The sequence below is a fragment of the Ottowia sp. genome (genome assembly GCF_035444425.1).
Taxonomy (GTDB): Bacteria; Pseudomonadota; Gammaproteobacteria; order Burkholderiales; family Burkholderiaceae_C; genus Ottowia.
In genome coordinates this window covers 90848-105160 of record NZ_DAOMOQ010000003.1, presented here as the reverse complement: position 1 = coordinate 105160, position 14313 = coordinate 90848, and the positions used below count along the sequence as shown (strand labels likewise).

Annotated in this window: 14 protein-coding genes; 7 read left to right on the top strand and 7 right to left on the bottom strand. The window is 70.6% G+C overall.

What is annotated here, in order from left to right; genetic code table 11:
- Positions 1-172 precede the first annotated feature (172 nt).
- The gene (locus PK606_RS02295; protein WP_324560141.1) at positions 173-2047 is read left to right on the top strand and encodes a DUF6600 domain-containing protein; all 1875 of its coding nucleotides are present in this window, start codon (positions 173-175) and stop codon (positions 2045-2047) included.
- A 43-nt stretch (positions 2048-2090) separates the two neighbouring features.
- On the opposite strand, the gene pmbA is transcribed toward PK606_RS02295, so the two are convergent.
- The gene (gene pmbA / locus PK606_RS02290) at positions 2091-3467 is read right to left on the bottom strand and encodes a metalloprotease PmbA (RefSeq protein WP_324560139.1); all 1377 of its coding nucleotides are present in this window, start codon (positions 3465-3467) and stop codon (positions 2091-2093) included.
- A gap of 42 nt (positions 3468-3509) precedes the next feature.
- Here pmbA and yjgA point away from each other — a divergent pair, with 42 nt between their 5' ends.
- From yjgA to PK606_RS02275, 3 genes are all read left to right on the top strand, one after another.
- Positions 3510-4202: a ribosome biogenesis factor YjgA gene (yjgA, locus tag PK606_RS02285; RefSeq protein WP_324560137.1), complete on the top strand. Its 693-nt coding sequence runs from the start codon at positions 3510-3512 to the stop codon at positions 4200-4202.
- 30 nt (positions 4203-4232) lie between these two features.
- Entirely contained in the window at positions 4233-4829 is a 597-nt protein-coding gene (gene mog, locus PK606_RS02280) for a molybdopterin adenylyltransferase (protein ID WP_324560135.1), read from the top strand.
- Positions 4830-5026: 197 nt separating this feature from the next.
- Positions 5027-5242: a YMGG-like glycine zipper-containing protein gene (locus PK606_RS02275; RefSeq protein ID WP_324560219.1), complete on the top strand. Its 216-nt coding sequence runs from the start codon at positions 5027-5029 to the stop codon at positions 5240-5242.
- 47 nt (positions 5243-5289) lie between these two features.
- Here PK606_RS02275 and cysE read toward each other — a convergent pair whose 3' ends face one another.
- Together cysE and PK606_RS02265 are read right to left on the bottom strand one after the other, a co-directional pair.
- Complete coding sequence (gene cysE, locus PK606_RS02270) at positions 5290-6060, bottom strand: serine O-acetyltransferase (protein ID WP_324560133.1); 771 nt, start codon at positions 6058-6060, stop codon at positions 5290-5292.
- 15 nt (positions 6061-6075) lie between these two features.
- On the bottom strand, positions 6076-6888 hold the full coding sequence (locus tag PK606_RS02265; RefSeq protein ID WP_324560131.1) for an RNA methyltransferase: 813 nt from the start codon (positions 6886-6888) through the stop codon (positions 6076-6078).
- Positions 6889-6956: 68 nt separating this feature from the next.
- On the opposite strand from PK606_RS02265, the gene ppnP reads away from it, so the two are divergent.
- Positions 6957-7274, top strand: coding sequence for a pyrimidine/purine nucleoside phosphorylase (gene ppnP / locus PK606_RS02260; RefSeq protein WP_324560217.1), 318 nt, complete (start codon positions 6957-6959; stop codon positions 7272-7274).
- Between the two features lie 60 nt (positions 7275-7334).
- Here the strand turns inward: ppnP and PK606_RS02255 are convergent, their stop codons facing one another.
- The 4 genes from PK606_RS02255 to PK606_RS02240 all read right to left on the bottom strand — a co-directional run bounded on the left by PK606_RS02255 (position 7335) and on the right by PK606_RS02240 (position 12116).
- Positions 7335-8735 carry an APC family permease gene (locus PK606_RS02255; protein WP_324560129.1) on the bottom strand — a complete coding sequence of 467 codons (1401 nt, stop codon included), beginning with the start codon at positions 8733-8735 and terminating at the stop codon, positions 7335-7337.
- Complete coding sequence (locus PK606_RS02250) at positions 8732-9682, bottom strand: class I SAM-dependent methyltransferase (RefSeq protein ID WP_324560127.1); 951 nt, start codon at positions 9680-9682, stop codon at positions 8732-8734. The genes PK606_RS02255 and PK606_RS02250 overlap by 4 nt, the downstream gene beginning before the upstream one ends.
- A gap of 189 nt (positions 9683-9871) precedes the next feature.
- On the bottom strand, positions 9872-11149 hold the full coding sequence (locus tag PK606_RS02245) for an acyl-CoA dehydrogenase family protein (RefSeq protein WP_324560126.1): 1278 nt from the start codon (positions 11147-11149) through the stop codon (positions 9872-9874).
- 43 nt (positions 11150-11192) lie between these two features.
- On the bottom strand, positions 11193-12116 hold the full coding sequence (locus PK606_RS02240) for an NAD-dependent epimerase/dehydratase family protein (RefSeq protein ID WP_324560124.1): 924 nt from the start codon (positions 12114-12116) through the stop codon (positions 11193-11195).
- 56 nt (positions 12117-12172) lie between these two features.
- Here PK606_RS02240 and PK606_RS02235 point away from each other — a divergent pair, with 56 nt between their 5' ends.
- Positions 12173-13216: a CDP-6-deoxy-delta-3,4-glucoseen reductase gene (locus PK606_RS02235; protein ID WP_324560122.1), complete on the top strand. Its 1044-nt coding sequence runs from the start codon at positions 12173-12175 to the stop codon at positions 13214-13216.
- Positions 13217-13292: 76 nt separating this feature from the next.
- On the top strand, positions 13293-14258 hold the full coding sequence (locus tag PK606_RS02230) for a Bug family tripartite tricarboxylate transporter substrate binding protein (protein WP_324560120.1): 966 nt from the start codon (positions 13293-13295) through the stop codon (positions 14256-14258).
- Positions 14259-14313: the final 55 nt, after the last annotated feature.

Here is a 14313-nt window from a genome sequence, read left to right as displayed (position 1 = left end):
CCGGCAAATCCGATGCGGCGACCGCCAGAGCACTCGGATCGCGACACGCGATCCGTTGCAAGTTGTCACCGCACTTTGCCTGCGCGCAACCGGTGCGGCAAACCGAACCAGCCCCTGCCGCGTTAAGAGATGGTGGGGCGGTCATCGCCGTCCGTCTGCCTGTGTTCACGCTATGTACCGATCCACCCTCGCCATCTCCTGGCGCCGCCTGCTCGGCGCCACGCTGCTGCTGGCCGTGCCGCTGCTCGCCTCGGCGCAGCAGACCATCGATCCGCCCGGCCGCATCGCCTACTTCAGCGCACTGGAGGGCTCGGCACGCATCGCCGGCGCCGGCAACGCGGCCTGGGCGCCGGCGACGCTGAACTGGCCGGTCACCACCGGCACCCGCCTGGCGACCGAGGCCGGCTCACGCACCGAACTGCATGGCGGCTGGACCGCCCTGCGTCTGCAAGGCCGGTCGAGCCTGGACGTCACGCGCCTGGACGACGACACCCTGCAGGTGGCGCTGACCGAGGGCACGCTGTCGGCGCGCGTGCGCGAGCTGCAACCCGGCGAGCGCGTCGAGATCGATACGCCGCAACTGGCCGTGGTGGCCGATCAGCCGGGCGAGTACCGCATTGACGTCGACCCGCGCGCCGACACCACGCGGGTCACGGTGCATTCCGGCAGCGCCACCGTGTACGGCGAGGCGGGCCAGTCCAGCACCGTGGGCACGCGCCAGCAGATCGTCTTTTTCGGCCGCGCGCTCGGCGTGGCGCAGAGCGGGCAGCTGGCCTGGCGCGACGGCTTCGATCAGTGGGTGGCCGCGCGCGACGCGCTCGAGGACCAGTCACGCTCGGCGCGCTACGTCTCGCGCGACATGCCGGGCTACCAGCAGCTCGACGCCTACGGCGAATGGGCGCAGGACCCGAGCTACGGCAGCGTCTGGTACCCCAGCATCACGATCAGCGACTGGGCGCCCTACCGCTACGGCCACTGGGCCTGGATCGAGCCCTGGGGCTGGACCTGGGTCGACGACGCGCCCTGGGGCTTCGCGCCCTCGCACTACGGCCGCTGGGCGCAGATCGGCCCGCGCTGGGCCTGGGTGCCCGGCCCGCTGGCGCCGCGCCCGGTGTACGCGCCGGCGCTGGTGGCTTTCGTCGGCGGCGGGAGCGGCAGCACCAGTTGGGGCATCTCGCTCGGCAGCGGTCTGGCGGGCGCAGCCTGGTTTCCGCTCGCACCGGGTGAATACTGGGAGCCGTACTACCACGCCAGCCCGCGCTACCGGCGCCGCCTGAACCACTGGGGCGACGCGCGCGACCGGGCTCGCCCGCCAGCCGACAGCTTCTACTTCCAGCGCCGGCCGCATGCGATCACGGTGGCGCCGCACGACCAGTTCGATGGCGGCGACCGCCGATCACGCCGGCCCCGCTATGGCGACGGCAGCCGCCTGCCGGCGGGCGTGATCGACGGCGGCCGCGTGATCGCGCCACCACCGCGCGCCTTCGTGCCCGGGCTGTCGACCCAGGCGCCGCTGCCAACGCCGCGCCGTGATGGACAGGGCGTGACCGAGCCCCGCCCGGACCGCGGCCACCGTCCTGGTGCCGACTGGCGTCAACCCGGGCCGCGCCCGGACGGCTGGCGCCAGCCGGGCGAGCACGGCTGGACGCCCGAGCGCAATCGACCCGACCAGATGGAGCGCGTACGCCCGCCGTCGCGGCAGCCGCTGTCCGAGCTGCCGCAGATGCAGGAGCCCCAGCAACGCCAGCTGCAATTGCAGCGTCAGCAGGAAGAGCGGGTGCGCCAGCTGCGCCAGATGCCGATGCCTGAGGCGCAACCCACGACACCGATGCCGCCGCCGCGCATGCAGGCGCCGCCGCGCCCGGCGGCGATCGAACGGCTGCAGATCAGCCCGCCGCGCGTCGAATCGCCACCGATGCCAGCGCCGGCGCCACGCGCTCGGCCCGGGCCGTTCTTCGAGCGCGACAACGCGATGCCGCAACCGCGCCAACCCTCGGTGCGTCCCGGCATGTCGACGCGCGAACGCAGCGAGCTGTTCCGGCCCTGATGCCCGAAGCACCCCGGGCCAAGCTGGGTGCCTGGCCCGGCTTTCAGTTGCCGGCCAGCTTCATGCGGTTCACCAGCACCGAGCCCACGGTCCGGGCACCGTAGGTGTAGGTGTCGGCGCCGACGGCATCGAGTCCCAGGAACATGTCGCGCAGGTTGCCGGCGATGGTGATCTCCTGCACCGGGTAGGCGATGCGCCCGTTCTCGACCCAGAAGCCGCTGGCGCCGCGCGAGTAGTCGCCGGTGACGTAGTTCACGCCCTGCCCCATCAGCTCGATCACGAACAGGCCGGTGCCGAGCTTCTTCAGCATTTCCTGAAGGTCGTCGCCCGGCTGGGTCAGGCGCGACGACAGGGTCAGGTTGTGCGAGCCGCCGGCATTGCCGGTGGTCTTCATGCCGAGCTTGCGCGCCGAATAGGTGCTGAGGAAATAGCCCTCGACGCGGCCGCCGTCGACCACCTGGCGCGGCTGCACGCGCACGCCCTCCTCGTCGAACGGCGACGAGCCCTTGCCACCGCGCACGAACGGGTCTTCGGCGATGTCGATGTGCGCGGGAAACACCTGCTTGCCAAGCGAATCGACCAGGAAGCTGGTCTTGCGGTACAGCGCACCGCCACTCACCGCGTGCGTGAAGCTGCCCAGCAGGCCGGCGGCGAGCGGCGACTCGAACAGCACCGGGCATTCGCGCGTGGCGATCTTGCGGCTCTTCAGGCGGCTCAGCGCGCGCTCGGCGGCGTAGCGGCCGACGGCGTCGGGCGCCGCCAGATCCTTGGCGTCGCGCTGCGAGCTGAACCAGTAGTCGCGCTGCATGTCGTCGCCCTTGCCGGGCGACTTGGCGATCGGCGCCACCGAGATGCTGTGGCGCGACGAGGCATAGCCACCGCGAAAGCCGTGTGTGTGGGCGGAAAAGAAGTGGCTTTGCTGCGCCGACACGCCGGCGCCCTCGCTGTTGGCGATGCGCTTGTCGACCGCAAACGCCGCACGCTCGCAGGCCAGCGCCAGTTCGGCCGCCTGCCGGCTGTCGATCAGCCAGGGGTGAAACAGATCCAGTTCGCGCTGCTCGGTGGCGATGTCGGCCTCGTCGGGCAGGCCGGCCACCGGGTCCTCGGCGGTGAAGCGGGCGATGTCGTAGGCCGCCTGCACGGTGCGCTCGATGGCGGCGCGCGAGAAGTCCGAGGTGCTGGCGTTGCCGCGCCGCTGACCCAGGTAGACCGTGACGCCGAGCGACTTGTCGCGGTTGCGCTCCACCGTCTCCAGTTCGCCCTTGCGCACGCTGACGGACAGCCCGGCGCCCTCGGACGCCTCGGCGCCGGCATCGGTGGCGCCCAGCTTCCGGGCATGGGCCAGCGCAGTGTCCACCAGCTCTTCGAAGAAGGCGCGCGAATAGGAAAAGCCCGCCAGGGGCTGCGATGGGTCTTGCATGGTGACGGCTATCATACTTGTGGACTTTTCTCACTCACACGCATGTCCCGCAAACCCAGGAAAGGCTATTTCGTCCGCGGCCAGTTCGTCGCCGAAGGCAGCGAACTCGACGAGGAGTTCAAGCGCGAGCTGCGCGGCGACGGCCCGAGCAAGACCGAGCTGAAGGCCCAGAGCGCCGAGCTGCAGGCGCTGGGCGAAGCCTTGCTGGGCCTGCGCGCCGACCTGTTCGAGCCGCTCGAGCTGCCCTCGCGCCTGCTCGATGCGCTGGACGAGCTGCGGCGCATCGGCGACTTCGAGGGCAGGCGGCGCCAGGGCCAGTTCGTCGGCAAGCTGATGCGCCAGCTCGACGACGCGCAGATCGACGCCATCCGCGCCGCGCTGGACGAGCAGCGCAAGGGTTCGGCCAGGGACACGTTGCGCCTGCACGCGGCCGAGAACTGGCGTGGGCGGCTGATCGACGATGACGCCGCGGTCAGCGCCTGGGTGACGCAGTTCCCCGACACCGACGTGCAGCAGCTGCGCGCCCTGGTGCGCCAGGCACGCAAGGACGCGCCCGCACCCGCCGCCGCGCAGGAGGCCGAAGCCAAGGGCCAGGCGCCGCGCCAGGGCCGTGCCTACCGCGAGTTGTTCCAGCTGATCAACGCGGCGCTGGAACGCGCCGAGGCGCAGGCGCCCGAGGTGCAGCCGATCGACGCCGAGGACGTCGGCTACCGCGACGACGGCCGCGCCGGCTGAAACCCTTCCATCCAATCACCCTGAACACCCATGAGCCAGCCTTTCGACCCCGTCACCATCGGCATCGTCTCGGTCAGCGACCGTGCCTCCAGCGGCGCCTACGAGGACCAGGGACTGCCCGCGCTGCAGGACTGGCTGACGCGCGCGCTGAAGAACCCGATCCGCTTCGAGCCGCGCCTGATCCCCGACGAGCAGGCCACCATCAGCCAGACCCTGATCGAACTGGTCGACGCCGGCTGCGCGCTGGTGCTGACCACCGGCGGCACCGGCCCGGCGCGGCGCGACGTCACGCCCGAGGCCACGCTGGCGGTAGCCGACAAGGAGATGCCCGGCTTCGGCGAGCAGATGCGCCAGATCAGCCTGCGCTTCGTGCCGACGGCGATCCTGTCGCGGCAGGTGGCGGTGGTGCGCGGCCAGAGCCTGATCATCAACCTGCCCGGCCAGCCCAAGGCCATCGCCGAAACCCTGGAAGGCCTGAAGGACAACGCCGGCAACGCCGTGGTGCACGGCATCTTCGCCGCCGTGCCCTACTGCATCGACCTGATCGGCGGGCCGTACCTGGAAACCGACGACGCGGTGTGCCGGGCGTTCCGGCCCAAGAGCGCGGTGCGGCCGGCGCGCGACTGAATGCTCGCGCCGGCATGCGACCGCGGATGCCCGCCAAGGTCGTCAGCGCAGGACAAGGCCTGGTCCGACAAGCGGCCTGCAATCAGGCCGACCCGGGCGCCCGCATCACCCAAGCATATTGAGGGCACGTGTCGCGGTCGATCATGCAGGCGCTGAGTCGCTCGGCCGCTGATCCGGACACAAGGAGCCATGCCATGATGAAAATCCGTCACTACAGCCTCGCCGCCCTGCTGGCCGCCACCCTGGCTGCCGCAGGTTGCTCCACTTCACCCACCAATGCGCAGATCGGCACCGGCGTCGGTGCCGTGGCCGGCGGCGTTATCGGCAGTGCCGTGGGTGGCACCGCCGCCACGATCGGGGGTGCGGCCGTCGGTGCCGTGGTCGGTCACGAGGTGGGGCGGCGCGCCAAGTAAGCCGCTGAAGCCAAGCAGCTGACGCAGCGCCGTCGCGCGCGGCGCCGCTACTTGCCGACCAGCTCGTTCAGCTTGTCGGCTTCGAAGCTTTCTTGGCGCGCGGCTTCGTCCGGCACGCAATCCGGGTCGATCCGGCGCGCCAGCTTCTCCAGCGCCTGCCACAGCAGGGCGATCTGGTGCTCCTGGCTGGCCGTGCCGTCGATCAGGCCACGCAGCGCCTGGCTGATCGGGTCGTCGTTCTGCGTCACCCCATAGGCCGAGAAGCCCAGCTTGGCCGCGGCCTCCTCGCGCCGCGCATCGGTCTCGGCATGGATGATGCGCGCCGGGTTGCCGACCGCGGTGGCGCCGGCCGGCACCGGCTTGGTGACCACCGCCGAGGAGCCGATCTTGGCTCCATCGCCCACCGTGAAGCCGCCCAGCACCTGGCTGCTGGCGCCGACGATGACGCCCTTGCCCAGCGTCGGGTGGCGCTTGCTGCCCTTGGCGAGCGAGGTGCCGCCCAGGGTGACACCCTGGTAGATCGTGCAGTCGTCGCCGATCTCGGCGGTCTCGCCGATCACCACGCCCATGCCGTGGTCGATGAACACGCGCTGGCCGATCCTGGCACCCGGATGAATCTCGATACCGGTGAAAAAGCGCGCCCAGTGCGAGATCCAGCGCGCCAGCCAGTGCCAGCCGCGCAGCCACAGTGGATGCGCGATGCGGTGCAGCACCAGTGCGTGGAAGCCGGGATAGGAAAACACCACGTCCCACACCGAGCGCGCAGCCGGGTCGCGCTCGAGAATGGCCTGGGCGTAGGAACGAATGCGGGCAAACATGGGTGGGTTGCGAGTCTAGCGATTGTCCGTCACGGCGGCGGATTCCGCCTGCGCGGCAGGGGCGGCCGGTGCGCGCTGCAGCACGGCCTTGGCGATTCCGCGCAGGATGTGGATTTCGTCCTGCGTCGGCTGCGCGCGGTTGAACAGCTGCTGCAGGCGCGGCATCAGCTTCTTGGGCGCCGCCGGATCGAGAAAGCCGATCGCCACCAGCGCCTGCTCCCAGTGCGCCAGCATGCCGTCGAGCTGCCGGGCATCGGCCTGCAGCGGCGCCGGCGCCGCCGGGTTGATCTCGAAGCCACCGAAGCGCGCCCGCAGCGCCATGCGCCAGTCGTAGGCGATCAGCTGCACCGCGGCGGCCAGGTTGAGCGAACCGTAGACCGGGTTGGTGGGAATGCTCAGGGCGACGTGGCAGCGGTACACGTCCTCGTTCTTCATGCCGTAGCGCTCGGAACCGAACAGGAAGGCGACCCCTTGTGGCGGCTCGTGCGCCTGCTCACCCCCGGTCGCGGCACCCAGCAAGCCATCGAAGTGCTCGCGTGGCGCCCGCGTCGGCGGCCCGAAGTCGCGCGGCGTCATCGCGGTGGCGCACAGATGCGTCATGCCATCCAGCGCCTCGCTAAGCGTCGGCACCACGCGCGCCGCCGCCAGCACGTCATCGGCGCCACTGGCGCGCTCGACGGCTTCCGCGCGGGTCAGCACATCGGGCCAGCGCGGCGCCACCAGCACCAGCTCGTCGAAGCCCATCACCTTGAGCGCGCGCGCCGCCGCGCCGACGTTGCCGGCGTGGCTGGTCTCGATCAGGATGAAGCGGGTGCGGGGCGGCTGCATGGGCCGATTGTCGCCGCCGCGCTAACATGCGCGCCCGATCCACCCCCGAGCAGCCGCAGCAGGACCCCATGATCACCGAGCAGATCGCCAACGTCACCCTCCGCACCCAGGCCAACGTGTATTTCGATGGCAAGTGCGTCTCGCACAGCTTCCAGACGGCCGACGGCACCAACAAGAGCGTCGGTGTCGTGCTGCCGGCCACGCTCACGTTCAACACCGGCGCCGCCGAGATCATGGAATGCGTGGCCGGCGCCTGCGAGTACCGGCTGGCCGGCAGCCAGCAGTGGCTGCCTTCCGGGCCCGGCGAGCGCTTCAGCATTCCCGCCAACTCGTCGTTCGAGATCCGCGTCAGCGAGGCCTACCACTACATCTGCCATTTCGGCTGACGCCGGGACGGCGCAGCGCCGCGGGCGGCAGGCCTGCGCTCTCCTTTCCGGGAAACGGCCTCAGGCCTGCTGCCGCGAGGTGCCGCCGGACGTGGGGCGGCGCCGGTCGCCGCGCTCCAGCCACAGCATCAGCAGGCCGCCGACCAGCAGCACGCCGACGCCGGCCAGAGCGCCGGTCTTCACGTAGACCAGCGAGGACCACAGCATGTACAAGCAGACGGCGGCGAACAGCAGCGGCAGCAGCGGGTACAGCGGCACCTTGAACGGCCGCGGCGTGTCGGGCTCCTTGGCGCGCAGCACGATCAGCGCGATGGTGCACAAAAAGAAGAACAGCCAGAACACCGGCGCGGTGTAGTCCACCATGGCCGCGAAGCCGCCGCGCAGGCTGGTGCCGAACACCACCAGCACCAGCGCGAAGACCGACTGCGCCAGCAGGCCGGCGATCGGCACGCCGCGCTGGCCCTCCCAGCGGCCCAGCGTGTGCAACGCCGCCCAGTCGCGGCCAACGGCGAAGTTGGTGCGGGCACCGACGATCATGGTGGCATTGATCGAGGTCAGCGCCGCCACCGCCACCATCAGCGCGACCAGGGTCTCGCCGGTGCGCCCGAAGGCCACGCGCAGCAGGTCAGCCGCCAGCGCCTCGCTCCTGGCCATGCCCTGCAGCCCCAGCCCGTAGACGTAGGCCAGGTTGACCAGCAGGTACAAAGTCGTGATCAGCGCGATGCTGATCACCAGCGCATGCAGGATGCGCCGACGCGATCCCTTGAGTTCGGCGCTCAGGTAGGCGGCCTCGTTCCAGCCGCCGAAGGTCAGCAGCACGAACACCATCGCCAAGCCCAGCATGCCGAGCGCCGGCATGCCTGACCCACCCCCGCCCGCCTCGCCCGCAGGCGCCACCGGCATGCTGTGGCCGGCGTCGGCCAGCAGCCAGGCGCCGGCCACCACCACCAGCACCAGGCCCAGCACCTCGGCCAGCGTCAGCCAGCTCTGCGTACTGGCGCTGGTGTGGATGCCACGCACGTTGACCCAGGTCAGCCCGATCACCGACAGCGCGCCCCAGATCGCCGCCCCGTGCACGCCCAGCGGCAACACCGCGTTGAGGTAGTCGCCGAACACGAAGGCCAGCATGGCGATCGAGCCGGTGGTGATGACCGAGAAGCGCGCCCAGGCGAACAGGAACGCCACCCGCCGGCCGTAGGCGCGGTGCAGGAAGTGGTAGTCGCCGCCCGCATGCGGCCAGGTGGCGGCCAGCTCGGCATAGCACAGCGCGCCGATCAGCGAAACCAGTCCGCCGGCCAGCCAGGCCGCCAGCATCCAGCCGGTGGAGCCGGTGAACTGCGCCACCAGCGACGGCGCCTTGAAGATGCCGGCACCGATGACGATGCCGACGATGATGGCCACCGCCTCGCGCAGGCGCAGCGTCTGCTGCGGCTGGATGGTTTCGGCATCCGGCCGGCTCATTCGGCCCCCAGCGATTCGGCTTCGTTCTCCGGCGCCTGTGCGGCGCCATCGAACGGCGGCGGCGCCTCGCGCCGCCTGGCGCTGAACGGCGCACGTGCACCGCCGGCGGAGAAATCGTAGACCGAGCCGCTGATGCTGTCGCCCTCCAGCCGGCCGACGAAGCGGCGCAGATGGCCCAACTCGTCGGTGAAGCCGAAGCTGACCTGCTCGCCCGCCACGCGCGCCTCGCGCAACTGCGCCTCGAAATCGGTGTAGCCGACCTGGCCGCGCAGCAGCTGGAAGCTCTGGTGCAGCTTCAGCGGCAGGCTGACAGGCTGGCCGCCCTGCGGAAAGCTCAGCGTCCACTCGCCGCCGGCATTGGCCGGCACCAGCCACAGGTGCACCGAGGCGGTGCCGACGCGCGCCGTCTCGTCGGGCTGCCAGCGGCCCATGCGGAACTCGTGCGAGACCACCCGCGTACCGGGTTTCAGCGCCAGGATGCGGTGGCGCAGCCGCAGGTTCAGATGCGGCAGCAGGTACATGGTGATGACGGTGGCCCGGCTGAAGTCGGACTCGAAGATGTCGGCCTTCTCGAAGCGCGCGCGCTCGGCCACCAGCGCCTCCCTGGCGCGGCGCCGGGACAGCTCGACCATGTCCGGGTTGTATTCGATGCCCAGGCCCTGCGCGCCCTCGCGCGCGGCGGCGATGACGATCTTGCCGTCACCCGAGCCGAGGTCGATCAGGTAGTCCTTGGGCGTCAGCTGCGCCATGCGCAGCATGCGCGTGACCAGCGCATCCGGCGTCGGGATCCAGATCACGTCCTTGCCGGACTGGCCGCGCTGCGGCTCGTAGGCGGCGTTGGCCTGCGCCCACAGCGCCGGCGCGCCCAGCAGGCCGCCCAGGGCGATGGCGCCACTGCCGGCCACCAGTTGGCGGCGCCGCGCGCCGAAGGGGTCGAGTGGGGTCATGCGTTCATGTCCTTGATGAATGAATCAGGAAGGTCTGGACGTTCCCTCGCCCGCCGGTTCGACCCGGCGGACGAAGCCCCGCAAGCCTAACCGGCTGGCGGCCCAGGACGAAAAATAACACGGCTTTACCCGAGCGCCCCAGCCGCCTATTGCACTGCCCGTGGGCCGCAGCCGATCAGCGTCCCGACCTCAGGGCGTGTCGGCTGCGTTCTCGGGTGGCATCCAGCGCTGCAGGTGCAGCACGTTGTCGCCGCGGTGCGCGCGGCTTCGCGCCAGCTCCTGGCGCGCGACGGTGCGCAGGTGCACTTCGTCGGGTCCGTCCAGGAAGCGCAGCGCCCGGCCCCAGCTCCACAGGCTGGCCAGCGGCGTGTCGGGCGTCAGGCCGACGGCGCCGAACACCTGCATGGCGCGGTCGATCACGGTGGTCTGCAGGCGCGCCGCCACCAGCTTGATCGCGGAGACATCGGTGCGCGCAGCCGCATTGCCTTCCCTGTCCATGCGCCAGGCGGCGCGCAGCACCAGCAGGCGTGCCTGGTCGATCTCGATGCGGCTCATGGCGATCCAGTCCTGCACGTTGGCGAAGTCCGACAGGTGCCGGCCGAAGGCCATGCGCTCAAGCGCGCGCTCGGCCATGAGTTCGAGCGCGAGCTCGCACTGGCCGATGGTGCGCATGCAGTGGTGCACCCGGCCCGGCCCCAGGCGCGCCTGCGCCATGGCGAAGCCCTCGCCCTCGGCGCCCAGCAGGTTGGCGGCCGGCACGCGCACGTTCCGGAACACGATCTCGCAATGGCCCTCGATGGCCTGGTGCTGCATCACCGGGATGTTGCGCACGATTTCCAGGCCCGGCGTGTCCATCGGCACCAGCAGCAGGCTGTGGCGCCCGTGCGGCGCAGCGTCGGGCGAGGCATCGGACACACCCATGACGATGGCCAGCCGGCAGTTCGGGTGCACGGCGCCGGTGATGAACCACTTGCGGCCGTTGAGCACGTAATCCCCGCCGTCGCGCGCGATGCGGGTGCCCAGGTTGGTCGGGTCGGACGAGGCCACGTCCGGCTCGCTCATGGCGAAACAGGAGCGGATGTGGCCTTCCATCAGCGGCTCGAGCCAGGCGCTGCGCTGGGCCGGGTCGGCGAACAGGTGCAGCAGTTCCATGTTGCCGGTGTCGGGCGCGTTGCAGTTGAACACCTCGCTGGCCCAGGGCACGCGGCCCATGATCTCGGCCAGCGGCGCGTATTCGAGATTGGCCAGGCGGGTGCCCGGCTCACCCGGTTGCAGGCCCGGCAGGAACAGGTTCCACAGCCCGGTGGCGCGCGCCTGCTGCTTCAGCGGCTCGATCACCTCCAGCGGATAGACGCCGGCGTCGGCCCAGCGGTGCCAGTCGCCATGCGAGGGCAAGATCAGGTCGGCCATGAAGCGCTGCAACCGCTGCTGCAGCGCCTGCACGCGGGGCGGATAGGCGAAGTCCATGCGCGCCACTCTAAGGCCGGAGCGTGCGCGCGCGCAGTCCTGTTCAGGACAGCGCCAGGCCCTCGGCCACCGTGGGGTAGCGCAGCCGCAAGCGCAGTTCCCGCTTCAGCCGCCGGTTGTCCATGCGGCGCGATTCGCTCATGAAGGACACCAGCATCGGCGACAGCTGCTCGCGCGCCTGCGCCCGCGTGATGCGCGGCGGGCGCGGCAGGCCGTACAGGTCGGCCGCCAGGTCGAAGTAGTCGCCCATGCGCAGCGCGGTGTCGTCACTGGCGTGGTAGACGCGCTGCGGCGCGCCACGCCACAGCGCGCGCACCACAGCGCGTGCCAGGTCGTCGGCATGCACATGGTTGGTGAACACGTCATCTTCTCTGGCCAACACCGGCGTGCCGCGCGCCAGCCGCTCGCGCGGCGTGCCGCCGGGGCGGTCGGCCGCGTAGATGCCCGGAATGCGCAGGATGCTGGCGCGCACCCCGGTGGCCAGGCCGAACGCGCGCACCCAGCCTTCAGCCGCCACACGGCGGCGCGCCCGTGCGGTCTGCGGATTGGTTGCCCGCGTTTCGCTCACCCAGGCACCGCCGCAATCACCGTACACGCCGCTGGTCGAGCCGTACACCAGCGCCATCGGCAGGCTGCGCCGCGCCAGCGCCTGCAGCAGCGTCCGCGTGCGCGGATCGCCCTCGCCCGCGCCCGGCGGTGGCGCCAGCTGGATCAGGTGCGTGGCGATGCCGGCCAGCCGCCGCAGGCTGGCGGCATCATCCAGGTCACCCGCCAGCGGCACGATGCCGCGTGCGCGCAAGGCCTGCAGCGCCGCGGGCGAGCCGTCGCGCGACAAGGCCAGCACCCGCACGCGCGGCAGCAGCGACGCGGCCGCGCGCTGACCGACGTCGCCGCAGCCGACGATCAGCACGCGCGGGCGCCGGAAGCGCACAGGCAGCGCGCCGAGAGGGTTTTGGTTTGAAGGCAAAATTGGCCCGAGAAAAAATCAGGAGCAGCTCAGACCCGCTGAGCATACCCAAGCGCATGACCCACACCATCACCGTCCAGCCCAGCGGCCGCAGTTTCGAGGCCGAATCCCAGGAAACCATGCTCGCCGCCGGCATCCGCCAGGGTATCGGCCTGCCCTACGGCTGCAAGGAAGGCGCCTGCGGCTCCTGCAAGTGCAGGAAGATCTCCGGCACCGTCAAGCATGGCCCGCACCAGGAGAAGGCGCTCTCGGCGCAGGAAGAGGCCAATGGCTACGTGCTGACCTGCGTCGGCGTGGCGCAGACCGACGTGGTGCTCGAATCACGCCAGGTCACGCACGCCGGCGCCTTCCCGATCAAGAAGATGCCGGCGCGCGTGGCGCTGCTGGAGAAGCTCTCGCACGACGTCATGCGGGTGCGGCTGCAACTGCCTGCCAACGACCTGATCCAGTACCACCCCGGGCAGTACGTCGAGTTCCTGCTGAAGGACGGCGTGCGGCGCAGCTACAGCATGGCCAATGCGCCGCACACGCTGATCGAGAACGGCGCGCCGCTGATCGACCTGCACATCCGCCACATGCCGGGCGGCAGGTTCACCGACCACGTGTTCGCGACCATGAAGGAAAAGGAGATCCTGCGCATCGAAGGGCCGTACGGCAGCTTCCACTTGCGTGACGATTCCCCCAAGCCCATGATCCTGCTCGCCGCCGGCACCGGCTTCGCGCCGATCAAGGCCATCATCGAGCACTTGCAGTTCATGGGCATCACGCGCGATGCCGTGCTGTACTGGGGCGGCCGGCGCCCGCAGGATCTGTACCTGGACGACTGGGTGCAGGCCCGGCTGGCCGAGATGCCGCACCTGAAGTACGTTCCCGTGGTGTCCGACGCGCTGCCCGAGGACGGCTGGACCGGCCGCACCGGCTTCGTGCATCTGGCGGTGCTGCAGGATTTCGCCGATCTGTCCGGCCACCAGGTCTATGCCTGCGGTTCGCCCATCGTGGTCGAATCGGCGCGCAAGGACTACGTCGAGCGGGCCGGGCTGCCCGAGGAGGAGTTCTACGCCGACTCGTTCACCAGCGAGGCCGACAAGGTCGCGGCCTGATACCCCGCACCGCCGATTCAACGCCACCGACCCCACAAGCCACCGATCTCGAAACGCTTCCCGATTGAATCAACCCATGCAACGACGCTCCCTGCTCCTCACCAGCCTCGCCCTCGCCGCCAGCACCGCCACCCTGGCGCAAACCGCCAAGCCGATCCGGCTGGTCGTGCCCTACGCACCCGGCGGTCCGCTCGACATCACGGCACGCGCGCTGGCCGAACAGGTCAAGGATTCGCTCGGCACCGTGATCGTCGAGAACAAACCCGGCGCCGGCGGCAACATCGGCAGCGACCAGGTGGCCAAGGCCGCGCCCGACGGCCTGACCATCGGCATCGCGGCGGTGGCCACGCACGCCATCAATCCCTGGCTGTTCAGCAAGATGCCGTTCGACGCCGCCAGGGATTTCGCCCCCATCACGCAGATGGTGCGGGTGCCCAACGTGCTGGTGATGAACGCCGACACCGCGGCGCGCCTGAAGATCGACACGCTGGGGCAGCTGATCGCCTACGCCAGGAGGAATCCCGGCAAGCTCAACTACGGCTCCGGCGGCAACGGCTCCGCGGGGCACCTGGCGGGCGAGATGTTCAAGCAGGGTGCCGGCATCTTCGCCGTGCACATCCCCTACAATGGCGGCAATCCGGCGCAGCTGGCCCTGCTGTCGGGACAGGTCGACTTCAACATCGACAACCTGGCCACCGCCTCGACCAACATCAAGGCCGGCAAGCTCAAACCCCTGGCGGTCACCACCGCCAGGCGCTCGGCCATGCTGCCGGACGTGCCCGCCATCGCCGAAACCATCAAGGGTTTCGAGGTCGATACCTGGTGGGGCCTGGTGGCGCCGGTCGGCACGCCGCCCGATGTCATCGACAAGCTCAACGTCGCCTTCACCGCCGCGCTGAAGAGCCCGGCCATCCAGCAGCGCTTCGCCCAGCTGATGGCCGAGCCCGTGCCCACCACGCCCGAGCAGTTCGGCCAGTTCATGGCACGCGAGCGGGCCCGCTACGAACCGGTGGTCAAGCGCTCGGGCGCGCGGGTGGACTGAGCTTCGGCAGGCCGCGGCGCGGCCATGAAGACGGCGCCCGCCGTGCGGGTCGGCG